Origin of the sequence: Nonomuraea sp. NPDC048881, from assembly GCF_040649795.1 — a bacterium.
Lineage (GTDB): Bacteria > Actinomycetota > Actinomycetes > Streptosporangiales > Streptosporangiaceae > Nonomuraea.
The window spans coordinates 128,829-149,686 of sequence record NZ_JBEZGC010000016.1; the positions used below are offsets into that span (position 1 = coordinate 128,829).

The 20,858-nt window shown below is 73.7% G+C and carries 19 protein-coding genes; 6 read left to right on the forward strand and 13 right to left on the reverse strand.

Going from position 1 to position 20,858, the window contains the following annotated elements; all coding sequences use genetic code 11:
* Nucleotides 1–13: 13 nt before the first annotated feature.
* From AB0C33_RS39575 to AB0C33_RS39585, 3 genes are read right to left on the reverse strand one after another with little or no spacing between them, the layout of a single operon-like run.
* Nucleotides 14–1,027: an alcohol dehydrogenase catalytic domain-containing protein gene (locus tag AB0C33_RS39575; RefSeq protein ID WP_358297634.1), complete on the reverse strand. Its 1,014-nt coding sequence runs from the start codon at nucleotides 1,025–1,027 to the stop codon at nucleotides 14–16.
* Nucleotides 1,027–1,875 (reverse strand): fumarylacetoacetate hydrolase family protein, encoded by an 849-nt coding sequence (locus tag AB0C33_RS39580; protein ID WP_358297637.1) that lies wholly within the window; start codon nucleotides 1,873–1,875, stop codon nucleotides 1,027–1,029. The genes AB0C33_RS39575 and AB0C33_RS39580 overlap by 1 nt, the downstream gene beginning before the upstream one ends.
* 25 nt (nucleotides 1,876–1,900) lie before the next feature.
* Entirely contained in the window at nucleotides 1,901–2,665 is a 765-nt protein-coding gene (locus AB0C33_RS39585) for an IclR family transcriptional regulator (RefSeq protein ID WP_358297639.1), read from the reverse strand.
* Between the two features lie 123 nt (nucleotides 2,666–2,788).
* On the opposite strand from AB0C33_RS39585, the gene AB0C33_RS39590 reads away from it, so the two are divergent.
* The 3 genes from AB0C33_RS39590 to AB0C33_RS39600 are packed head-to-tail and all read left to right on the forward strand — an operon-like array spanning nucleotide 2,789 to nucleotide 4,975.
* Nucleotides 2,789–4,165, forward strand: coding sequence for an MFS transporter (locus AB0C33_RS39590; RefSeq protein ID WP_358297642.1), 1,377 nt, complete (start codon nucleotides 2,789–2,791; stop codon nucleotides 4,163–4,165).
* A 59-nt stretch (nucleotides 4,166–4,224) separates the two neighbouring features.
* Nucleotides 4,225–4,656: an SRPBCC domain-containing protein gene (locus AB0C33_RS39595; RefSeq protein ID WP_352365156.1), complete on the forward strand. Its 432-nt coding sequence runs from the start codon at nucleotides 4,225–4,227 to the stop codon at nucleotides 4,654–4,656.
* Nucleotides 4,643–4,975 carry a metalloregulator ArsR/SmtB family transcription factor gene (locus AB0C33_RS39600; protein ID WP_358297646.1) on the forward strand — a complete coding sequence of 111 codons (333 nt, stop codon included), beginning with the start codon at nucleotides 4,643–4,645 and terminating at the stop codon, nucleotides 4,973–4,975. The genes AB0C33_RS39595 and AB0C33_RS39600 overlap by 14 nt, the downstream gene beginning before the upstream one ends.
* Before the next feature lie 20 nt (nucleotides 4,976–4,995).
* On the opposite strand, the gene AB0C33_RS39605 is transcribed toward AB0C33_RS39600, so the two are convergent.
* Both AB0C33_RS39605 and AB0C33_RS39610 read right to left on the reverse strand, forming a co-directional pair.
* A complete protein-coding gene (locus AB0C33_RS39605) occupies nucleotides 4,996–6,180 on the reverse strand; it encodes an MFS transporter (protein ID WP_358297649.1) in 1,185 nt (394 codons plus the stop codon).
* 173 nt (nucleotides 6,181–6,353) lie between these two features.
* Nucleotides 6,354–8,597 (reverse strand): arylsulfatase, encoded by a 2,244-nt coding sequence (locus tag AB0C33_RS39610; RefSeq protein WP_358297652.1) that lies wholly within the window; start codon nucleotides 8,595–8,597, stop codon nucleotides 6,354–6,356.
* A 110-nt stretch (nucleotides 8,598–8,707) separates the two neighbouring features.
* On the opposite strand from AB0C33_RS39610, the gene AB0C33_RS39615 reads away from it, so the two are divergent.
* The gene (locus AB0C33_RS39615; RefSeq protein WP_358297655.1) at nucleotides 8,708–9,295 is read left to right on the forward strand and encodes a TetR family transcriptional regulator; all 588 of its coding nucleotides are present in this window, start codon (nucleotides 8,708–8,710) and stop codon (nucleotides 9,293–9,295) included.
* A gap of 104 nt (nucleotides 9,296–9,399) precedes the next feature.
* Here AB0C33_RS39615 and katG read toward each other — a convergent pair whose 3' ends face one another.
* From katG to AB0C33_RS39640, 5 genes are all read right to left on the reverse strand, one after another.
* Nucleotides 9,400–11,628, reverse strand: coding sequence for a catalase/peroxidase HPI (gene katG, locus AB0C33_RS39620; RefSeq protein ID WP_358297658.1), 2,229 nt, complete (start codon nucleotides 11,626–11,628; stop codon nucleotides 9,400–9,402).
* A gap of 34 nt (nucleotides 11,629–11,662) precedes the next feature.
* Complete coding sequence (locus tag AB0C33_RS39625; protein ID WP_352327424.1) at nucleotides 11,663–12,100, reverse strand: Fur family transcriptional regulator; 438 nt, start codon at nucleotides 12,098–12,100, stop codon at nucleotides 11,663–11,665.
* A 95-nt stretch (nucleotides 12,101–12,195) separates the two neighbouring features.
* Nucleotides 12,196–13,821 (reverse strand): ABC-F family ATP-binding cassette domain-containing protein, encoded by a 1,626-nt coding sequence (locus tag AB0C33_RS39630; RefSeq protein WP_358297661.1) that lies wholly within the window; start codon nucleotides 13,819–13,821, stop codon nucleotides 12,196–12,198.
* A 270-nt stretch (nucleotides 13,822–14,091) separates the two neighbouring features.
* Nucleotides 14,092–14,766 (reverse strand): ankyrin repeat domain-containing protein, encoded by a 675-nt coding sequence (locus tag AB0C33_RS39635; RefSeq protein WP_358297664.1) that lies wholly within the window; start codon nucleotides 14,764–14,766, stop codon nucleotides 14,092–14,094.
* 57 nt (nucleotides 14,767–14,823) lie between these two features.
* Entirely contained in the window at nucleotides 14,824–15,381 is a 558-nt protein-coding gene (locus AB0C33_RS39640; protein WP_358297667.1) for a heme-binding protein, read from the reverse strand.
* A gap of 200 nt (nucleotides 15,382–15,581) precedes the next feature.
* On the opposite strand from AB0C33_RS39640, the gene AB0C33_RS39645 reads away from it, so the two are divergent.
* On the forward strand, nucleotides 15,582–16,778 hold the full coding sequence (locus AB0C33_RS39645; RefSeq protein WP_358297670.1) for a histidine kinase: 1,197 nt from the start codon (nucleotides 15,582–15,584) through the stop codon (nucleotides 16,776–16,778).
* On the forward strand, nucleotides 16,775–17,398 hold the full coding sequence (locus AB0C33_RS39650; RefSeq protein WP_358012529.1) for a response regulator transcription factor: 624 nt from the start codon (nucleotides 16,775–16,777) through the stop codon (nucleotides 17,396–17,398). Before AB0C33_RS39645 ends, AB0C33_RS39650 begins: the two co-directional genes overlap by 4 nt.
* A 23-nt stretch (nucleotides 17,399–17,421) precedes the next feature.
* Here the strand turns inward: AB0C33_RS39650 and AB0C33_RS39655 are convergent, their stop codons facing one another.
* The 3 genes from AB0C33_RS39655 to AB0C33_RS39665 are packed head-to-tail and all read right to left on the reverse strand — an operon-like array spanning nucleotide 17,422 to nucleotide 20,852.
* The gene (locus AB0C33_RS39655) at nucleotides 17,422–18,357 is read right to left on the reverse strand and encodes a hypothetical protein (RefSeq protein WP_358297673.1); all 936 of its coding nucleotides are present in this window, start codon (nucleotides 18,355–18,357) and stop codon (nucleotides 17,422–17,424) included.
* Nucleotides 18,354–19,544: an MFS transporter gene (locus AB0C33_RS39660; RefSeq protein ID WP_358297675.1), complete on the reverse strand. Its 1,191-nt coding sequence runs from the start codon at nucleotides 19,542–19,544 to the stop codon at nucleotides 18,354–18,356. Before AB0C33_RS39660 ends, AB0C33_RS39655 begins: the two co-directional genes overlap by 4 nt.
* Nucleotides 19,545–20,852, reverse strand: coding sequence for a discoidin domain-containing protein (locus AB0C33_RS39665; protein WP_358297678.1), 1,308 nt, complete (start codon nucleotides 20,850–20,852; stop codon nucleotides 19,545–19,547).
* Between the last annotated feature and the right edge of the window lie 6 nt (nucleotides 20,853–20,858).

The window sequence follows — 20,858 nt, forward strand, 5'->3', positions numbered from 1 at the left end:
CTCTCTTCCAGGTTCATTGCCGGGGATCGATGTGGATCTTGGGCCCCGGGCCGGCGCCGGGCGGTCGCCGTCCGGCCAGCACGCCGGCCGTCTCGGCCAGCCCGACCGTGGCGGCCACCAGCGGACGGGCGTCCACCGAGCCGCCGGCGTAGGCGTCGATGGCCCCGGCCAGCCCCGCCGAGCCGCCCAGGACGCCGACCGCGGTGACGTCCTTGAGCACCAGCTCGCGGGTGTCGAGCGTGGACGGCGTGCCGGCCAGGCCGATGTAGACGACGCGGCGGGCGGGTTCGGCCAGGCCGAGCGCGAGCGCGGGCATCGCCGCGGCGTTGGTGGCGTCGATGACGGCGTGCCAGGGCAGGTCGGGCAGCGTCGCACGGGTGTGGGCGTGCCGGAACCCGAGGCCCGCGGCCAGGCGCAGGTCGGGCTCGGCGCGGCCCATGAGGTGCACCTCGGCCCCGCCGGCGCGCGCGAACAGCGCGGCCAGCAGGCCGATCGTGCCCGTGCCCAGAACCAGCAACCGCTCCCCCGCCTCCAGCCCCGCCGCGCGGACGGCGCGTAAGGCGTTGCCACCGGGCTCGACCAGCGCGCCCGAGGTAGCGTCCACCGTATCGGGCAGCCGGTGGAGCGCCGCGACCGGGACGGCGAGCCGCTCGGCCAGCGCTCCCGCGGCGCCCCGGCTGATGCCGAGCTCGGCCAGGTCGGGGCACACGTGGTGGCGGCCCTGACGGCAGCGGTCGCAGCGCCCGCAGCCGAGCATGGTGTCGCCGACGACCCGCCGCCCCAGCCACGACGGGTCCACGCCCGCGCCCAGCTCCGCGACGCGCCCGCACCACTCGTGGCCGGGGCGCAGCGGGTAGCGGGAGCGGCCGGTGCGCAGGTAGCTCATCCCGCCGCTGAACAGCTCCATGTCGGTGCCGCACACGCCGGCGCGCTCGACGTCCACGACCACCTGGCCGGGCCCCGCGGAGGGGGGCTCGACCTCCTGGACCTCGGCCGCGCCCGGCCCGGTCAGGACGAGCGCCCGCACTACCGGGGCTCCACGACCCGCTGGCGCTGGCTGCCGAGCCCGTCGATGCCGAGCTCCATGACGTCGCCCGGCCGCAGCCAGATCTGCGGGTCGTGGCCCATGCCGACGCCGGGCGGGGTGCCGGTGTTGATCAGGTCGCCGGGCTCCAGCACCATGAACTGGCTCAGGTGGTGCACGATGACGTACGGGTCGAAGATCATCGTCTTGGTGCTGCCGGTCTGGCGGCGCACGCCGTTGACGTCCAGCCACATGCCCAGGTTCCGGACGTCGGCCAGCTCGTCGGGGGTGACCAGCCAGGGGCCGGCCGGGTTGAACGTCTCGGCCGACTTGCCCTTGCTCCACTGGCCGCCGCGTTCCATCTGGAAGGCCCGCTCGCTGACGTCGTTGACCACGCAGTAGCCGGCGATCGCGGCCGCGGCCTGCTCGGGCGAGTCCAGGTAGGAGGTGCGGCGGCCGATCACGATGCCGAGCTCCACCTCCCAGTCGGTCTTGGTGGCGCCACGCGGGATGCGCACGTCGTCGTCCGGGCCGACCAGGGTGTTGGGCGACTTGGTGAACAGGATCGGCTCGGCGGGCACGGCCTGGCCGGTCTCGGCGGCGTGGTCGCGGTAGTTCAGGCCGATGCACAGGATCTGGTGCGGGCGGGCGATCGGCGCGCCGACGCGCTCGCCGGCGAACGCCTGCCGCGGGCCGGCGGCGACCCGCTCGGCGAGCAGGGCGGGACCGCCGGCGGCGAAGAAGCGCTCGTCGAAGTCGGGGGTGAGGTCGGAGACGTCGACGTAGTGGTCGTCGTCCACGCGGACGACCGGCTTCTCGGCGCCGGGCGCGCCGATGCGCATGAGGTACAAGGGGGACTCTCCGGTTCTGTACGGGTCAGGGAAGGTGGCGCCCGGCGACGACGGCGCGGATGGCCGGCACGTCCTCGACGAGCACGCTCAAGGGGGTGCGGTAGGCCAGGCCGCTGATGCTGACCGCGCCGCTCGGCACGGTGGGCGAGGTCAGGTACGCCGGGACCGCCACGCAGTTGACGCCCGGCTCGTTCTCCTGGTCGTCGGCCGCGTAACCCTGCGCGCGGACGCGTGCCAGCTCGGCGTGCAGCTCCTCGGCGGTGCCGACCGAGCGTTCGGTGGGCCGCTCCAGCCGCCGGTCCCCCACCCAGGCGCGCACGGCGGCCTCGTCCCGCAGCGTCCCGGCCAGCAGCATCTTGCCGACGGCGGTGCAGTGGGCCGGGTTGCGCCCGCCGACGACCGAGGTCAGCCGGACCGCGCCGGACGGCGGGTCGAGCTTGGACCGGTAGACCACCGACGTGCCCTCCAGCACCGCGTAGTGCACGGTCTCGCCGTAGCGGTCGCACAGCGCCTGGAGGATCGGGGTGACCCGGACGTGGTCGGGCCGGGCCTCGTGATGGGCGAAGGCCATGCGCAGGAACTCGTCGCCGAGCACGTACCGGCCGTGGCCGTTCTGGACGGCGAGCCCGGCGCGGCGCAGCGCGGCCAGGGCGCGGTGGGCGGTCGGCTTCGGGCTGGACACGGCGCGGGCCATCTCCTCCAGGCCGATGCCGTCGGGGTGCCGGGCGAGCTCGGCCAGCACGGCCAGCACGCGGTCGGCCCCCACCAGCTTGGCGTCACCGTCGGACATGTTCCGAAGGTTAGACCACCGTTCCGGAAAACGGAAGTTTGCCCCGATCCTGCCCTGCGTTGACGCAACCAGCCGGTTGCCATAATGTGGCAACCGATCGGTTGCTATTATGTGGAGGCCGCAATGAGTGTTCCTGTCGCGACCGTCGAGGCCGCCCCGCCACGCCTCGACGGCAGACAGCGGTTGATCGCGTTCGTCCTGCTCGGCGCCGGTTTCATGCTGGCGGTCGACTTCTCCATCCTGAACGTCGCCCTTCCCCAGACCGGCGCGGGCGTCGGGCTGAACCCGGCCCAGTGGCCCTGGATCACCTCGGCGTACGCGTTGCCGGCGGCCGGGTTCACCCTGGTGTTCGGCCGGACGGCCGACCTGTTCGGCCGGCGGAGGCTGTTCCTTGCCGGCATGGTCGTGCTGGCCGGGGCCTCCCTGCTCGGCGGCTTCGCCGGCGGGCCCGCGACGCTCCTGACCGCCCGGGTGCTGCAGGGCCTGGCCACGGCGATGACGGTCCCCGCCGCATTGTCGCTGCTCACCACCACCTTCAAGGAGGGCCCGCTGCGCGCCCGCGTCCTCGGGCTGAACGGCGCCCTGCTGTCCGGCGGCTTCACCGTCGGCGCGCTGCTCGGCGGCGCCCTGGTCAGCCTGCTGAGCTGGCGGGCGGCGTTCCTGTTCAACGTGCCGGTCGCGGTGGCGATCGTGGTGCTGACGCCGTTCCTGATCCGGGAGAGCGTGCTGCCGGAGCGGGTGCGGCTCGACCTGCCCGGCGCGGTCACCGTGACCGGCGGCCTGCTGGCGGTGATCTACGCGGCCGTCGAGACGAACCTCCTGGCGGCCGTCGCGGGCGTGCTGCTGCTGGGCGCGTTCTGGCTGATCGAGCTGCGCGCGCCCGCACCGCTCGCGCCGGTGCGCATCCTGCGGCGGCCCACGGTGAAGTGGGGGAACTTCGCCGGGTTCGTCATCTTCACGATGGAGCCGGCCATGATCTTCCTGGTGACGGTGTACCTCCAGCGGGTGCTGGGCCTGTCGCCGCTGGTCACCGGCCTGGTGTTCGGCATCCCCGGGCTGGCCTCGGTGGTCGCCGGGGTGATCGCCGGGCGGTTCGTCGGACGCCACGGCAGCCGCCGCGTCCTGGTCGCCGGCATGACGGTCCAGGCGCTGGCGACGCTTCCCGCCGTCTTCCTCGGGACCGGCTGGACGGTCCTGGCGATCCTGGTCCCCGCGCTGTTCGTCGGGTTCTTCGGGCACGTCACCGCGATCGTCGCCTACACCGTCACCGCCACCTCGGGCCTGCCGGACGAGGAGCAGGGGCTGGCGACCGGGCTGACGTCGATGACGCAGCAGGTGGCCGTCACCGTCGGCATCCCGCTCCTCGGCGCGGTCGCCGCCACGCGCGCCGGGGAGCCGGCCGGCATCCGCCTGGCCCTGCTGGTGGACGTCGCGGTGACGCTCGCCGCCGTCGTCCTCGTCTCCTACGGCCTGCGCCGGCACGCACGCCCGGAGCGGTGACCGTCCACCTGTCGCCACGAGGTGTGGCAACCTTTTCCCTGCCGCATATGGAGGTCGTCATGGGATTCCCCGATCGGGTCGAGCGCACCGTCGAGCTCGCCCATCCGCCAGGCAAGGTGTGGGCGGCGCTCACCACCCCCGAGGGGCTGGCCGCCTGGTTCGGCCAGGAGGCGGCGATCGAGCTGCGTCCCGGCGGGCCGGCGCGGATGAGCTGGAGCGACGGGCACACCGTCGACCTGCGCGTGGAGCGCGTGGAGGAGCCGTCGGTGTTCGGCTTCACCTGGCCGGTCTTCGGCATGCCGGAGGGCGACCCGCGCCGCACGTACGTCGAGTTCACCCTCGAACCGGCCGGCACGGGCACCCGGCTGACCGTCGTCGAGACCGGCTTCGCCCAGTTGCCGGACGACCACCACCGCAAGGCGTACGACGCCCACACCGAGGGGTGGGCGAGCGAGCTGGGCGAGCTGGCCGGGCACCTTGACGCCGCCTGACGTCGAGGCGGTCGCCGAGCAGGTCTTCGTCGCGCTGGCCGACCCGAGCCGGCGCGCCGTCCTGGCCGAGCTGGCCGCCCGAGGCCCGGCCACGGCGACCGACCTGGCCGCCCGCCTGCCGATCACCCGGCAGGCGATCGCCAAGCACCTGACGCTGCTGGGCGAGGCCGGTCTGGTGACGGCCGAGCCCGGTGAGCGCCGCCGCGTCCGCTACCGGCTGCGCTCGGCTCCGATGCGGGTGGCCCAGCAGTTCCTGGCCGCGCTGGCCAGCGACTGGGACGGCCGCCTCGACGCCCTGCGCGACCACCTCGACGGCTGACCGCCCGTCCCCTCCCCCGCTCACGCGGCCCGGCGGGGACGGGTGAGCCAGGAGAACGACCCGGCCATCACGAGCGCGACCAGCCCGCCCGCGACCATCGCGGCCGAGACCGAGAAGGCGTCGACGACCGTGCCGCCCAGGAGCGCGCCGAGCGCGAAGGTCGCCTGGAACGACGAGGTGAAGACGACGGTCGCCGCCTCCGGCGCGCCGGGCGCGGCCCGCAGGAACCACGCCTGGGAGCAGACCGGCACTCCCCCGTAGGCCAGCCCCCACAACACCAGCAGCACGACCGCGCCCGCCGGCGAGTTGCCGGCCAGGGGCAGCAGCAGGGTGGCCGCCGCGATCAGGCCGCCGCAGACGGCGAAGGCCAGGCGGGGTGCGGTGGCCACGGCCCGGCCGGCCAGGAAGTTGCCCGCGATGCCCGCCGCGCCGTAGGCCAGCAGGACGGCGCTGACGGCGGCCGGGGACAGACGGGTGACGTGCTCCAGGAACGGCGTGACGTAGGTGTAGGTGCCGAAGTGCGCCAGCACGACGAGGAACGTGCCCAGCAGGGCGATCCCGGTGCCGCGCACCCGCAGCAGGTCCAGCAGGACGCGCGCGCCGGTGACCTGGCGGGCGGGCAGCGGCGGCAGCACGCACAGCAACGCGACCAGCACGAGGACCGAGAGCCCGGCCAGGACCAGGAACGCCGTCCGCCAGCCCGCCAGGTGGCCGATGAAGGTTCCGGCCGGCACCCCGAGCACCGAGCCCAGCGGCACGGCCGAGAAGATCACCGCCGTCGCGGCGCCCACGGCGGCCGGCGGCACCAGCCGGGACGCCAGCCCCGCCGCGATCGACCAGAAGCCGCCGATGGTGAGCCCGACGAGCACCCGCGAGGCCAGCACCACCCAGTAGGCCCCGGCCACGGCCGCCAGCACGTCGGCGGCGGCCAGCACCGCCATCAGGACGCAGAGCATCACCCGGCGGTCCAGCCGGGCGGTGGCCACGGTCAGGACGGGCGCCGCGACGGCGGCCACGAAGCCCGGCAACGTCATGGTCAGCCCCGCGGTGCCGTCGGTGACGCGGAAGTCGGCGCCGATGGTCGTCAGCAGGCCGATGGGCAGGATCTCGCTGGTGACGATGGCGAAGATGCCCAGGGTGATCGAGGCGACCGCGAGCCAGGAGATCAGCGGCGGGCGCGGCGGGGCGAGGGTGGTGGTGGCCATGGTTCCGTTCCAGGACAGGGGTTGATCTACGGCGACCCAGCCAACCAGCCACGACGTCCCCGGCACCGGCCGATTTCGGACCACACCGTCAACCGCCCCCGGACCACACCGTCAACCCTCGGACCACACCGTCAACCGCCCCCGACGACGGCGCGATGCGCGGGAAGGGCCCGTCAGTCGGCGTGCAGCGCGGTCCGCAGGCCGGCGAGCAGGTCGGGGGTCGCGGCGCCCGGCGTCCTGAGCCGGACCGAGAGCAGCCGCCCGTTCCACCGGGCCGGGACGCGGTACCGGCCGGAGACGGGCAGCCCGAGGTCGTGGCCGAGCCGCAGCCCGGCCCCGCCGTGCTGGAGCGCGACCGGCAGCAGGCCGTCGAACGCCAGTGTGCCCACCACGACCCCGCCCTGCGACAGATGGAAGGCCGAACCCGTGGGGCCCGTGGTGTGCACGACGTCCACGGACTGGCGGCCGGCGGGCAGCGGGCGGTCGGCGGTGAGCTCCAGCGGCTCCCCGGCGCGGGAGAAGGTGAAGGCCAGGCGGCCTCCGGTGACGTACAGGGCGAAGCCGCCGTTCCAGTCGCCCAGCGCGAACAGCACGCCTTCGGGCTCGCGGGCCGCCTCGATCTCGGCCGTCCAGCGGAAGCCGCCGAACAGCAGCGGCAACGACTCGTCGCACACGGGCGAGGCCCCGGGCCGGAACGTGCGGTCGTCGCCGGGCGGCCAGGCCGGCCCGATGAGCGCGCCGAGGCGGGCCACCAGGTCGTCGTACAGCGGCAGGACGTTGTTGCGCCCGGCCTCCCGGTCCCACAACCGCCGCAGCTCGGCGACCACGTCCGGATGCCCGGCGGACACGTCGGCCGCCTCGGAGAAGTCGGCCGCCAGGTCGAACAGCGCCCAGTGGTCGGCGTCGAGGTCGCGGCTGCCGGTGAGCAGTTCCTCCTCGTCCAGGACGCCCGTGGACACGTGGTCGGTGGTGACCTTCCAGCGGCCGTGGATGAGGGAGCGCGAGCCCAGCATCTCGAAGTACTGGGTGGTGCGCGGCGCGGGCGCCCCGGGGTCGGCGAAGGTGGCCAGGAAGCTGGCCCCGTCCACCGGCTGCTGCTCGATCCCGTCCACGACGTCGGGCGCCTGGATGCCGATCGCGTCCAGCAGGGTCGGGAACAGGTCGTTGACGTGCACGATCTGGTCGCGCACCGCGCCGCCGCCGCCGATCCCGGCCGGCCAGTGCACGATGAGCGGCGTACGGGTGCCGCCGAGCCAGGTGTAGCGCTTCCACAGCCGGAACGGCGTGTTCCCGGCCCACGCCCAGCCCCACGCGTAGTGGTTGTAGGTGCGCGGCCCGCCCCAGTCGTCGTGGTGGGCCAGGTTGTCCTGCGGGGACTCGCGGATGCCGGCGGAGAAGCGGTGCTCGTTGACGCTGCCGTCCACGCCGCCCTCGGCGCTGGCGCCGTTGTCGGAGAAGATCACGATGATGGTGTCGTCGAGCCGCCCGGTCTCCTCCAGGTGGGCGATCAGGCGGCCGAGCTGGGCGTCGGCGTGGGTGAGGAAGCCCGCGAAGACCTCCTGCTGGCGGGCGTACAGGCGGCGGCGGTCGGCGGGGAGGCCGTCCCAGGCGGGCACCCACTCCGGGCGCGGGGTGAGCACGGTGCCGGGCGGGACGACGCCCGTCTCGGTCTGGCGCCGGAAGATCTCCTCCCGCCAGGCGTCCCACCCCTGGTCGAAGCGGCCCCGGTAGGGCTCGCTCCACTCGGGCGGGACGTGGTGCGGGGAGTGCGTGGCGCCGAGGCCGAGGTGGAGGAAGAAGGGTTTGCCGGGGGCGGCGTGGCGCTGGTCGTCGAGGTGCCGGATGGCCTGCGTGAGGAGGTCCTCGGTGAGGTGGTAGCCCTCCTCGGGGGTGGCGGGCGGCTCCACGTGGTGGTTGTCCCGGACGAGGTTGGGCGCGTAGTGGTTGGTGTCGCCCTGCAGGAAGCCGTAGTAGCGCTCGAAGCCCTGGCCGAGCGGCCAGTGGCCGAACGGGCCGGCGGCCGAGCGCTCGTAGCGCGGCGTGAGGTGCCACTTGCCGATGGCGATGGTGGAGTAGCCGTGGTCGCGCAGGATCCGCGGCAGGGTCGCGGCCGAGCGCGGGATGCGGGCGGTGTAGCCGGGGTGGTCGAGCGGGATGTCGGCGAGGAAGCCCATGCCGACGGCGTGGTGGTTGCGCCCGGTGAGGAAGCAGGCGCGCGACGGCGAGCACAGCGCGGTCACGTGGAACCGGTTGTAGCGCAGGCCGCCGGCCGCGAGCCGGTCGATGTGCGGCGTGGCGATGCCGGAGCCGAAGCAGCCGAGCTGGGCGAAGCCGGTGTCGTCCAGGACGACGGCCAGGACGTTCGGAGCGTGCTCCGGCGGGCGGCCGGCCCGGCGGAAGATCGGTTCTGCGGTCACGGCGAGGCTCCTGCCAGGAGAGGCGTACGGTCTTGGACAGCAGACGGCACGAGAGTAAGACAGGTTGTCTTAATCCGCGACGATACCTCGGTGATCCGGAAAAGGTGGGAATGCAGGCCAAAGAGAAGATTCTCCTGGCGGCCGAACGGCTCTTCGCCGAACGCGGCCTCGACGTCTCGCTCCGGGAGATCGCCGTCGCGGCCGGGCAGGGCAACCATTCGGCGGTCCAGTACCACTTCGACGGCAAGGCCGGCCTGATCGACGCCCTGTACGCCCACCGCATGACCCCCCTCAACGAGCGCCGCCGCGCGCTGATCGGCGACCTGCGCGCCCGCGGCCTGGAGGAGGACCTTCCCGCCCTGGTCGCGGCGTACCTGGCCCCGCTGGCCGAGCACGTGCTCGGCCACCCGGGCACGAGCTGGTACCTGCGCTTCACCAGCCGTTACGTGTTGTCCGGCGGCTACCGCTCCTGGCCCTACTCCAGCGACCACCATCCCGGGGTCGCCGAGCTGGCCGTGCTGCTGCGGCGGCGGCTGCCCGGCCTGACGCGGGAGCGCCTGCGGGTGCTCAACCTGCACGTCGTCGTGGTGCTGGCCGACCTGGAGCAGCGCCTGTGCGACCCCGCCTTCGACGCCGGGCGGGCCGCGGCGGCCGTCGCCGACCTGCACGTCACCTCTCAGGCCCTGCTCACCGCCTGACGTCCGGGAGGGCCCGCGCCGGGGCGGAAGGCGTCCCGGCCCGCCACGCGGTCGCCGGGCACGCGGAACGCCCGGGGCGGCCGCCCCGGGCGTTCCGGTCAGGCTCAGGCCAGGTCGAACCGGTCGAGGTTCATGACCTTGTCCCACGCCGCGACGAAGTCACGGACGAACTTCTCCTTGGCGTCGTCGCTGGCGTAGACCTCGGCGACCGCGCGCAGCTCGGAGTTCGCGCCGAAGACGAGGTCGGCGCGGGTGCCGGTCCACCGCACCTCGCCGGTGGCGGCGTCACGGCCCTCGAAGAGGTTGGCGTCCTCGGTCGAGTGCCACGTCGTGCCCAGGTCGAGCAGGTTGACGAAGAAGTCGTTGGTCAGCGTCCCCGGGGTCGTGGTGAGGACGCCGAGCGTCGACTGCCGGTGGTTGGCGCCCAGCACCCGCAGGCCGCCCACGAGGACGGTCATCTCCGGCGCGCTCAGCGTCAGCAGGTTGGCCCGGTCGAGCAGCAGGTACTCGGCCGGAAGCCGGTTGCCCTTGCCGAGGTAGTTGCGGAACCCGTCGGCGACCGGCTCCAGCGCGGCGAACGACTCCACGTCGGTCTGCTCCTGCGTGGCGTCCGCGCGTCCCGGCGTGAAGGGCACCTGGACGTCGAAGCCGGCCTCCTTGGCGGCCCGCTCGACGCCCGCGCACCCGGCCAGCACGATCAGGTCGGCCAGCGAGACCTGCTTGCCGCCGGTCTGGGCGCCGTTGAACGCCTTCTGGACGCCCTCCAGCGTGCCCAGCACGGTCGCCAGCCGGTCGGGGTCGTTGACCTCCCACGCGCTCTGCGGCTGCAGGCGGATGCGCGCGCCGTCGGCGCCGCCGCGCTTGTCGCTGCCGCGGAAGGAGGAGGCCGAGGCCCACGCGGTGGAGACCAGCTCGGACACCGACAGCCCCGTGGCGAGGATCTGCTCCTTGAGCGCGGCGACGTCGGCCGCGTCGACGAGCTCGTGCGTCACCGCGGGCAGCGGGTCCTGCCACAGCAGGGTCTCGGCCGGGACCTCCGGGCCGAGGTAGCGGGCGCGCGGGCCCATGTCGCGGTGGGTGAGCTTGTACCAGGCGCGGGCGAAGGCGTCGGCGAGCTCGTCGGGGTGCTCCAGCCAGCGGCGGGTGATCTGCTCGTAGATCGGGTCCACGCGCAGGGCCAGGTCGGTCGTCAGCATCGTCGGGGCGTGCCGCTTGGCCGGGTCGTGGGCGTCGGGCACGGTGCCGGCGCCGGCGCCGTCCTTCGGCCGCCACTGGTTGGCTCCCGCGGGGCTCTTGAACAGCTCCCACTCGTAGCCGTACAGGATCTCCAGGAAGCTGTTGTCCCAGGTCGTGGGGGTGTTCGTCCAGATGCCCTCAAGGCCGCTGGTGATGGCGTCGCCGCCCTTGCCGGTGCCGAAGGTGTTGCGCCAGCCGAGGCCCATCTGCTCGATCGGGGCGGCCTCGGGGTCTGGGCCGACGTGGTCGGCCGGGCCGGCGCCGTGCGTCTTGCCGAAGGTGTGACCGCCCACGATGAGGGCGGCGGTCTCCTCGTCGTTCATCGCCATGCGGCGGAAGGTCTCGCGGATGTCGCGGGCCGCCGCCAGCGGGTCGGGGTTGCCGTTGGGGCCCTCGGGGTTGACGTAGATGAGGCCCATCTGGACCGCGGCCAGCGGGTTCTCCAGCTCGCGGTCGCCGGTGTAGCGCTGGTCGCCGAGCCAGGTGGACTCGGGGCCCCAGTAGACGTCCTCGTCGGGCTCCCAGGCGTCCACGCGGCCGCCGGCGTAGCCGAAGGTCTTGAAGCCCATCGACTCCAGGGCCACGTTGCCGGTGAGGATCAGCAGGTCGGCCCAGGAGATCTTGCGGCCGTACTTCTTCTTGACCGGCCACAGCAGGCGGCGGGCCTTGTCCAGGTTGCCGTTGTCGGGCCAGCTGTTGAGCGGCGCGAAGCGCTGCTGCCCGGCGCCGGCGCCGCCGCGTCCGTCGCTGATGCGGTACGTGCCCGCGCTGTGCCAGGCCATCCGGATCATGAACGGGCCGTAGTGGCCGAAGTCGGCCGGCCACCAGTCCTGCGAGGTCGTCAGCACCTCGGCGATGTCCCGCTTGACGGCCGCGAGGTCGAGGGTCTTGAACTCCGCCGCGTAGTCGAAGTCCTCGCCGAACGGGTTGGCCACGGCCGGGTTCTTGGCCAGGATCTTGACGTTGAGCCGCTCCGGCCACCACTGGCGGTTGCCGCCGCCCTGGGTCGGGTGCGGGGCGCGCTCGTGCGCGACCGGACAGCCGCCCGAGTCCTCCGACTTGGCGTCTGTGACGATCGCATCATGGTTCTCAGACATGGGAATCCTTCCGGACGAGGCGGAATCTGGGTGCTCAGGAACTGCTGCCGGTGGAGCATGCGGGGCACAGGCCCCAATAGATGACCTCGGCCTCGTCGATGGCGAAGCCGCGGTCGTCGGAGGCGGTCAGGCAGGGGGCGTGGCCGACGGCGCAGTCGACGTCGGCCACGGCGCCGCAGGACCGGCACACGAGATGGTGGTGGTTGTCCCCGACGCGGCCCTCGTACAGGGCCGAGCTGCCCGGGGGGTCGAGGCGGCGGACGAGCCCCGCGGCGGCCAGCGCGTGGAGGGCGTCGTACACGGCCTGCAACGAGATATGACCCACGCGCTCGCGCACCCCGGACGCGATCGCCTCGACCCCGAGGTGGTCACCCTCGCGGACGGTCTCGAGCAGCGCGACCCGGGCGGCGGTCACCCGCAGCCCGGCGCCGCGCAGCTCCTCGGCGGTCGTCGGAGCCTTCGATGCGGTCATAGCCGCCAAACCTACCTATACAAACCTGAATGACACAAGAGAACGAACCATCCAAGTTTAGTAATATGTCCGGAAATAGCCCCCTACAAGGGACGTCACCCCAGCTCCGGCCCGCCGCCCTCCAGCAGCCGCCCGCCGGACAGCTCCAGCCTGCGGTCCACCCGGATCTCCGCCAGGAACCGCTCGTCGTGGCTGACCACCACGAACGCCCCCTCGTACGCGCCGAGCGCGCTCTCCAGCTGGCCCACGCTGACCAGGTCGAGGTTGTTGGTCGGCTCGTCCAGCAGCAGTAGCTGTGGCGCCGGCTCCGCGCACAACACGCAGGCCAGCGTGGCGCGCAGCCGTTCGCCGCCCGACAGCACACCTACCCGCAGATGGGCCCGCGCTCCCCGGAACAGGAAGCGGGCCAGCAGGTTCATCCGCTCGGCGGCCGGCATCGCGGGGGCGAAGGCGGCCAGGTTCTCGGCGACGGTGAGGTCGTCGTCGAGCAGGTCGAGCCGCTGCGACAGGTAGGCCACCCGGCCGTCGGCCCGCCTGGCGGCGCCGCCGTCGGGCTCCAGGTCGCCGGTGATCAGGCGCAGCAGCGTGGACTTGCCGGCGCCGTTGGGGCCGGTCAGCGCGATGCGCTCGGGCCCGCGCACGACCAGGTCGATGCCGGGCTCGGCGAACAGGCCGCGGGCCATGAGGTGCTCGCCCTGGAAGACCGTGCGCCCGGCGGGCACGTTGGTGCCCGGCAGTTGCAGGGAGATGCGCTGGTCGTCGCGCAGGGCGCGGCCCGCCTCGTCGAGCCGGGCCTTGGCGTCGCTGACGCGGGCGGCGTGCGTCTGGCTCGCCCGGCCGGCCGACTCCTGGGCGCCGCGCTTCATGTTCCCGGCGAAGATGCGCGGCAGGCCGGCGTTCTTGAGGTTGCGGGCGGCGTTGCCGGCCCTGCGCTCGGCGCGCTCGCGGGCCTGCTGCATCTCCCGCTTCTCGCGCTTGAGCTCCTGCTCGGCCGTGCGCACGTTGCGCTCGGCGGCCTCCTGCTCGGTGCGTACGGCCTCCTCGTAGGCGGTGAAGTCGCCGCCGTAGAAGCGCACCTCGCCCCGGTCGAGCTCGGCGATGCGGTCCATGCGGTCGAGCAGGGCGCGGTCGTGGCTGACCACGAGCAGGCAGCCCTTCCAGTCGCCGAGCACGGCGTGCAGCCGGTGGCGGGCGTCGAGGTCGAGGTTGTTCGTGGGCTCGTCGAGCAGCAGCACGTCGGGCCGCCGGAGCAGCTGCGCGGCCAGGCCGAGCGAGACGATCTGCCCGCCGCTCAGCGTGCGCAGGGTGCGGGCGAAGTCGAGGTGGCCGAGCCCGAGCCGGTCGAGCTGGGCACGGGTGCGCTCCTCGATGTCCCAGTCGTTGCCGATGGTGGTGAAGTGCTCCTCGGCGGTGTCGCCCGCCTCGATGGCGTTGAGCGCGGCGATCACCGGGGCGATGCCCAGGACCTCGGCCACGGTCAGGTCGCCGGCCAGCGGCAGGCTCTGCGGCAGGTAGCCGAGCACGCCGTTGACGGACACGCCGCCCGAGCGCGGCCGGTACTCCCCGGCGATCAGCTTGAGCAGCGTGCTCTTGCCGGCGCCGTTGGGGGCGACCAGGCCGGTACGGCCGCCGGGCACGCTGAAGGACAGGTCGCTGAAGACGGGGGTGTCGTCAGGCCAGGAGAAGGACAGGTTGGAGCAGACGATGAACGCGTCGGACATGTGAAGAAGACCTCGACGGAGAACGCGGGCATGCCGAAGCCGCCCGCTGAAAGGACAGGGATTCGGGAAACGACGAACGCGGCCACACCGGCGGCGCTCACACGCTCACGCCGGGGCCGATCACCCTCCGGTATCACCCGGAGATGTCGTCGTCACCTGCCATGTCTGGTCTCCTAGCTGAGAATCACAAGCATTTCACACTTTAGCAGGCGCCTGCCGCGCTCCGGACGCCTGCCTCCTGCGCGCCCGCCGAGGCCGGGCCCCGCCGGGTCAGTGGGCTCCGGCTGCGCGGAGCAGGGCGGCCACTTCCCTCTGGCCCTTGGAGACGGCGTGGGCGAGCGGCGTGACGCCGTCGCGGTCGGCCAGGTCGACGTCGGCGCCCGCGGCGATGAGCAGCCGCACGACCTCCTGGTGGCGCTCGCCGCCGTCGCCCAGGATGACCGCCTCCAACAGGCCCGTCCAGCCCAGGTCGTTGACGTGGTCGACGTCGATGCCGGTCTTCAGCACCTCGCGCACGTACTCGACGTGCCCGCGCTCGCAGGCCGGGATGAGGGAGACGCCTCCGTACCGGTTGCGCCTGGTCAGGTCGGGCCCGGCGGGCAGCAGCGCCTTGAGCATCGCCACGCTCCCGGTGACGCCGGTGACCAGCCAGGGGGTGTCCTTCCTGGCGTCCTGGGCGTCGGGGTCGGCGCCCGCCGCGACGAGCACCTTGGCCACCTCGACGTGGTCGGCCGCCGCCGCGAGCAGCAGGGCCGTACGGCGTTGCCCGTCGCGGGCCTCGACGTCGGCCCCGGCGCCGAGCGCGTCCCGGACGGCGGCGGCGTCCCCGCGCGCGGCTCCCGCCAGCAGTTCCTCGTCGGCCATTCCCGCTCCCTTCACCTCGCGCCCGCCGCAGGCCGCGAGCATCAGACCGAGTCCCCAGGTCAGGATGGCTCGGCGGTTCATCCCCTCATCCTTCCGTCCGCCCGCCCCCGGCGGCGCGCCGGGGGCCGGTCCAGCCGGTCAGCGCAGCTGCCCGGCGACCGCCTTGAGGCCCGCCTGGGCGATGGACTCGTCGATGTCGCCGCTGGGGGCGCCGCCGACGCCGATGCCCGCGACGGGGGTGCCGGCCGAGGCGACCGGCACGCCGCCGCCGAGGAAGAGGGTGCCCGGGATGTCGGCGATGGACGGCCCGCCGCCGTTGATGCCCTTGCCCAGCTCGGACGTCGTCCGGCCGAAGGAGACCGCGGTGAACGCCTTGCGCCGGGCCGACTCCTCGGTCTGCGGGCCCGCGCCGTCGCCCTTGAGCACCAGGCGGGTCGCGCCGGACCGGTCGACGATCACGACGGTGACGCGCTGCTTCTGCTTGACGGCCTCCTTCAGGGCGGCGTCGGCGATCTTCAGCGCGGCGTCGGCGGAGAGCGTGCCGGTCTGCACGACGGGCTCGGCCGCGGCGACCCGGGCGACCCGAGCGCCGTGGGCGGCGTCGGCGGCCTGGGCGGGCGAGGTGGCGGCGACGGCGCCGGCCAGCACGGCCAGCCCCGACAGCGAGCCGGCGACCAGGCGAGTACGGATGTTCATGGTTTCTCCAGTTCGTCAGGGCGAAGTCGGACACCTCTAGGTTTCCGGGCGGGCCGCCGCGGGCCATCGGGAGCACGGGCGATCTGCGCGCGCCGAGCGGTCGAGGGCCGGGTCAACCGATCGGTTGATGCGCCGCCGCCCTGGCAGGGGCCATTCTCGGGCAGGGGATAGTGTCGAAGGGCGCGGCGACGGGGAGGGCCATGAGGGAGCGCACCTGGCTCAACTGGGCCATGCACGTCGGCTTCTACCTGCTGCTCGCCGCCTCGGCCCTGCGGCTGGTGTCCCGCCACGGCATGAGCGCCCAGACGGTGACGTCGCTGGTCGTCTGCGGCCTGCTCGCGCTGGCGTACGCGGCGGGGATCGTCTGGTGGCACCGGCTGGGGCGGCAGGGGCGGCTGGTCTGGCTGGGCGGCGTGGCGGCGGTGTGGCTGGCGCTGGTGGTGCTGGCGCCGTCGTTCAGCTGGTGCGCGGTCCCCCTGCTCTTCCTGTGCCTGCGGCTGCTCAACGCGCACGGCTTCGCGGTGGCCGCCGCGGCGCTGACCCTGGTGGTGATCGTGGCCCAGCTGGAGATCGCCCGCGAGCTCGACGTCAGCCTGATCCTCGCGCCGGTCGGCATCGCGGCCATGACGGCGGTGATCTTCGGGGAGCTGCAGCGCGAGAGCGCCGCCCGGCAACTGCTCATCGACGACCTGATCAGCACCCGCGGCACGCTGGCCGACTCCCGTCACCGCACCGGCGTCCTGGAGGAGCGCGAGCGGCTGGCCAGGGAGATCCACGACACCCTCGCCCAGGGCCTGACCAGCATGGGCATCCTGCTCCAGGCCGCCGACCGCATGTGGGTCACCGACCCGGCCCAGGCCCGCGCCCACGTACGGCGGGCCGCCGCGGCCGCCGCCGACAACCTGGCCGAGGCGCGGCGGTTCGTCCGCGACCTCCAGCCGCCCGGTCTGGTGGACGTCACGCTGCCCGAGGCCCTCGCCCGGCTCTGCGCGGACGCCGGCGAGACCGGGCCGCGGGTGCGCTTCCGGCTGGCGGGCGAGGAGTACCCGCTGGCGCCGGAGGTGCAGGCGGCGCTGCTGCGGGTGGCGCAGGCGGCGCTGGCCAACGTCCGCGACCACGCCGCCCCGGCGGCGGACCCGGCGTCCGGGGTGACGGCCACGGTGACGCTGTCCTACCTCGACGGCGAGGTGACGCTCGACGTGTTCGACGACGGCGTCGGCTTCGCCGAACCGGCCCCCGCTCCCGGCCGCGGCTACGGGTTGCGGGCGATGCGCGACCGGCTGGCGGAGGTGCACGGCGTCCTGGTCGTCGAGAGCGCGCCCGGCGAGGGCACGGCGGTCGCGGCCCGGGTGCCCGCCGTGTGGCCGCCGCGGGCCCTGGACGGCGGTGGGGCATGAGGTTGTTCCTGGTCGACGACCATCCGGTGGTCCGGGCGGGGCTGGTGGCGCTGCTCGGCGGCGAGCCCGACATGGAGATCGTCGGCGAGGCGGCCGACGGCGCCGAGGCGTTGCGCGGCATCGCCGCCCGCTCCCCCGACGTCGTCCTCATGGACCTGCAACTCGGCGAGGGCGTCGACGGCGTGGAGGTCACCCGGCGGGTCCGCGAGCTGCCCGCGCCGCCGCAGGTGCTGGTGCTGACGACGTACGAGAGCGACGCCGACATCATGCGGGCCGTCGACGCGGGGGCCATCGGCTACCTGCTCAAGGCGTGCCCGCCGGAGGAGCTGTTCCAGGGCATCCGGGCCGCGGCCAGGGGCGAGAGCGTGTTGTCGGCCAAGGTTGCGACCCGGATGATGCGGCGCATGCGCGAGCCTGGCCCGGCGCTGAGCGCCCGCGAGGTCGAGCTGCTGGAGCTGCTGGCCAGCGGGGCGAGCAACCGGGAGATCGCCCGGCGGCTCTACATCACCGAGGCGACGGTCAAGACCCACCTGGTGCACATCTACGACAAGCTCGGCGTGGACACGCGCACGGCCGCGGTCACGGCCGCGGTCGAGCGGCGTCTCATCCGGCTCCCCTGACCGCCCCCGGCCAGAGCCGCGTGTCAGCGGACGGCGGCCGGGGAGCTCGCGCCGGGGATCAGCCGTCGGGGCGGGCCGCCGCCGACGTCGGCCGCCCACACGTCGCCGTCCTTGGCGTACATGACGGTGCGGTCGTCCAGCCAGGCGGCCTGGTCGTCGATGCTGGCCCGCTCCCCCAGCGGGGTCTCCCGCATCGTGGCCAGGTCCAGCAGGTGCAGCCGCCACGGGCCCGGCGAGAGGCGTTTCTTGAACACCAGCCGGGTCCCGTCCGGCGACAGGGACGGGCACTCGGCGTTCTCCCTGAGCGCGCGCGCCCGCCAGGCCCCGAAGTCGCCCTCCACCAGGTACGTCCTGCCCTTGGTCGAGACGGTCGCGTAGAAGCGGTTGTCGTCGGCGGCGAACGTGACCCCCCAGTAGTTGACGTCGGCCGAGTGGTAGCGGCGGCCGTCGAGGTAGAGCGGGATGTCCTCCATGTTGGTGACGAGGTAGCCGGTCCGGGTGTCGAGGATGCCGGTCCAGGTGGAGAAGCCGCCGGTGCTGTAGGAGTCGCCGGTGACGAACACCGTCCAGGAGGCCATCCGGCCGCTGGCCGACACGCGCGCCCGGCTCGGGACGCCGGCCAGGTTGATCCGGCGGGTCTCCTTGAGCGACCGGTCCAGGACGAGCGCCTCGGTCTTCGGCAGCGGGCCGGGCCGGGTGACCAGGCAGAGGGTGGTGCCGTTCGCCGTGTAGAAGCGGTCGCAGGCCCGGGAGCTGACCCGTGGCGGCGCGCCAGGGTCGGCGAGCGGCACGGAGGCGACGCGTCCGCCGCTGCGCACCAGCACCCGGCCCGGCTCGCCGGCGTCGAAGCCCGCGACGGCGGGTCCGGTCTGCCGCGAGGACGCCGCCCAGGTGGCGTACGCGGTCGCGCCGCCCGCCAGCAGGACCACCGCGGCCAGGAGCACGAGCACCCGTCTCATGGACGACCTCCTTGTGATCGCAGCGCCCGCCACGCGATCGCGGACGCCGTCACCAGCCCCGCGGCCATCACCGCCAGCGCCGGCCCCTCCCCCGTCCCCGCCCACAGCAGGCCGAACAGGATGGACGACACCATCCGGGCCGTGGCCTGCCCGGTCTGCAGCAGCGCCAGCCCGCCGGTGCGCGCGCTCTCGGGCAGCATCGGCCCGGTCAGGGCCATCAGCACTCCGTCGGTGGCGGCGTAGAACAGGCCGTGCAGCAGCAGCGCGGGCAGCAGCCAGGCCGGGCCCATCAGCACCAGGTAGACCGCGAGCAGCGCCACGTGCCCGGTGACGAACACCGCCGCGCGCCCGAACCGGTCCGCCAGCCGGCCGAGCGGCACGGCGAGCAGCAGGTACGCGCCCGCCGTGCCGAGCGGCAGCAGCGGGAACAGTTCGGGCGCGATCGCCAGCCGCCGCTGCAGCACGAGGTAGACGAACGAGTCGCTGACCGTGACCAGGCCGAGCGCCACCGCCACCAGGCAGGCCCGGCGGAACCCGGGCTCCCGCGTCACCGCCGCCCGCAGCCGGACGCGGACGGTCAGCGGGCCGCGCCGGTCGCGTACGTAGAGGATCAGCAGCAGCACGGCCAGCGCGGCCACGCAGAAGCTCGTCACGAACACCGCGTCGTAGGCGCCGGCCGTCGCCGTCAGCACCGCGAAGGCGGCCAGCGGCCCGAGGAAGGCGCCCACGGTGTCCATCGCCCGGTGCACCCCGAACGCGCCGCCCAGCCGGTCGGGCGGGGCGCTCAGGGTGATGAGGGCGTCCCGGGGCGCGGTGCGCAGCCCCTTGCCGGTGCGGTCGGCGGCCAGCACCAGCCCGAGCGCGGCGGCCGATGCGCCGGCCGCGAGCAGGCCCAGCTTGCAGACGGCCGAGAGCCCGTACCCGAGCCCGGCGACCAGCTTGCGGCGGCTCCACCGGTCGGCGGCGTGCCCGCCGGCCAGCCTGACCAGCGCGGTGACGCCGAAGTACAGGCCGTCCAGCAGGCCGAACTGCACCAGGCTGAGCCCGAGCGTGCCCACCAGGTACAGCGGCAGCACCGCGGTGACCATCTCCGACGAGACGTCCGTGACCAGGCTGACCAGGCCGAGCGCCACCACGTTGGCGGGCACCGCCCTGGTCAGCCGGGTGCCGAGAAGCGAGATGTACATCTAGTGGCAGGAGTAGGTCGGGCTGCTGTCCTTGACCGAGCCGTCGGTCCCGATCAGCTGCCAGCCGAACGTGCTGCCGGTGAAGGTCAGCTTCAGCACGCCGAACGTGCCGCTGAGCCGCTTCTGGCTGTTCGGCTGCACGTTCTCGATCTGGTACGGCGACGCGCCGCCCATCCCGCCGAGCACCTCGACGATGCCCTTCGCGGTGTCGGCCTGGGCGCTGGGGTTCTGCGGCCCGAACCGCTCGTAGTGGTGGTCGTGCCCGTTGAGCACGAACTCGGCGCCGGCCGCGTACAGGGCCTGCCACACGGGCTTGGAGACGGGGTCGTTGCCGTGCTCGCCGGAGCTGAACAGCGGGTGGTGCCAGTACGCGGCCACGCACGGCTTGGTGGTGGCGGCGAGGTCGCTCTTGAGCCAGGTGAGCTGGGCGGACTGGTCGAAGTGGTTGGAGTCGAGCGCGACGAAGTGCCAGTTGCCCCGGTCGTAGCTGTAGTAGCTCTTGCCCTGCGGGAAGGCGATCGCGCCGAAGTACGACTTGTACCCGGCTTCCGATCCGGCCGGGTCGTAGGTCTCGTGGTTGCCGGGGACCGGGTGGGTCTTGGCCTTGAACCTGCCCCACGTCTTGTCGTAGTAGTTGCGGAAGTCCGACAGCAGGGCGTCGTCGTACTGGTTGTCGCCCATGGTGATGACGAACTCGGGGTTCATCGACTCGACCAGGGCGGCCGTCTTCGGGTGCACGCAGGAGGACGAGCTCGCGGTGCACTGCTCGGCGATGTCACCGGCGGCGGCCACCACGAACGTGTCGCCCGGCGGGTCGGTGGGCTGGGTGCCGCCGCCGTAGACCTGCATCTCCCACAGGGAGTAGCCGTAGTCGGTGCCGCGCGCGGTCCCGTACATGCGGACGTAGCGGCCGGTGGCGGTCAGGGTGAGGTCGTCCACGCCGCCGTCGCCGCTGGTGGTGGAGTAGACGTCGGTCCAGGCGCTCCCGTCCGGGGAGGTCTGGATCTTGTACGACGTGGCGTAGGCGTCCTCCCAGGTCAGCTTGACCCGGCTGATCTGCTGGGCGGCGCCGAGGTCGACGCGCAGCCATTCGGGGTCGTGGCCCTCGGCCGAGGCCCACCGGGTGGCGGCGAGGTCGCCGTCGAAGGCCTTGGCGGCGGCGTAGGAGGTGGCTTCCTTGGAGGAGGAGGTGGCGGGTTTGCCCTGTGACAGCAGCGTCTCGGCGGTGCCGGCCGAGGCGTTGGCGGCCACGAGCAGGCCGGCCAGCAGGCCGATCACGGCCATGACGGCCAGGCGGACTCTGGACATGGCGAT

What these genes read in the sequence shown, in the direction of transcription:
- AB0C33_RS39655 (WP_358297673.1), bottom strand. Translation starts at nt 18,357, where the DNA reads ATGAGACGGGTGCTCGTGCTCCTGGCCGCGGTGGTCCTGCTGGCGGGC.
- AB0C33_RS39640 (WP_358297667.1), bottom strand. Translation starts at nt 15,381, where the DNA reads ATGAACATCCGTACTCGCCTGGTCGCCGGCTCGCTGTCGGGGCTGGCC.
- AB0C33_RS39645 (WP_358297670.1), top strand. Translation starts at nt 15,582, where the DNA reads ATGAGGGAGCGCACCTGGCTCAACTGGGCCATGCACGTCGGCTTCTAC.
- AB0C33_RS39605 (WP_358297649.1), bottom strand. Translation starts at nt 6,180, where the DNA reads ATGGCCACCACCACCCTCGCCCCGCCGCGCCCGCCGCTGATCTCCTGG.
- katG (WP_358297658.1), bottom strand. Translation starts at nt 11,628, where the DNA reads ATGTCTGAGAACCATGATGCGATCGTCACAGACGCCAAGTCGGAGGAC.
- AB0C33_RS39590 (WP_358297642.1), top strand. Translation starts at nt 2,789, where the DNA reads ATGAGTGTTCCTGTCGCGACCGTCGAGGCCGCCCCGCCACGCCTCGAC.
- AB0C33_RS39665 (WP_358297678.1), bottom strand. Translation starts at nt 20,852, where the DNA reads ATGTCCAGAGTCCGCCTGGCCGTCATGGCCGTGATCGGCCTGCTGGCC.
- AB0C33_RS39630 (WP_358297661.1), bottom strand. Translation starts at nt 13,821, where the DNA reads ATGTCCGACGCGTTCATCGTCTGCTCCAACCTGTCCTTCTCCTGGCCT.
- AB0C33_RS39625 (WP_352327424.1), bottom strand. Translation starts at nt 12,100, where the DNA reads ATGACCGCATCGAAGGCTCCGACGACCGCCGAGGAGCTGCGCGGCGCC.
- AB0C33_RS39585 (WP_358297639.1), bottom strand. Translation starts at nt 2,665, where the DNA reads ATGTCCGACGGTGACGCCAAGCTGGTGGGGGCCGACCGCGTGCTGGCC.
- AB0C33_RS39595 (WP_352365156.1), top strand. Translation starts at nt 4,225, where the DNA reads ATGGGATTCCCCGATCGGGTCGAGCGCACCGTCGAGCTCGCCCATCCG.
- AB0C33_RS39660 (WP_358297675.1), bottom strand. Translation starts at nt 19,544, where the DNA reads ATGTACATCTCGCTTCTCGGCACCCGGCTGACCAGGGCGGTGCCCGCC.
- AB0C33_RS39650 (WP_358012529.1), top strand. Translation starts at nt 16,775, where the DNA reads ATGAGGTTGTTCCTGGTCGACGACCATCCGGTGGTCCGGGCGGGGCTG.
- AB0C33_RS39635 (WP_358297664.1), bottom strand. Translation starts at nt 14,766, where the DNA reads ATGAACCGCCGAGCCATCCTGACCTGGGGACTCGGTCTGATGCTCGCG.
- AB0C33_RS39615 (WP_358297655.1), top strand. Translation starts at nt 8,708, where the DNA reads ATGCAGGCCAAAGAGAAGATTCTCCTGGCGGCCGAACGGCTCTTCGCC.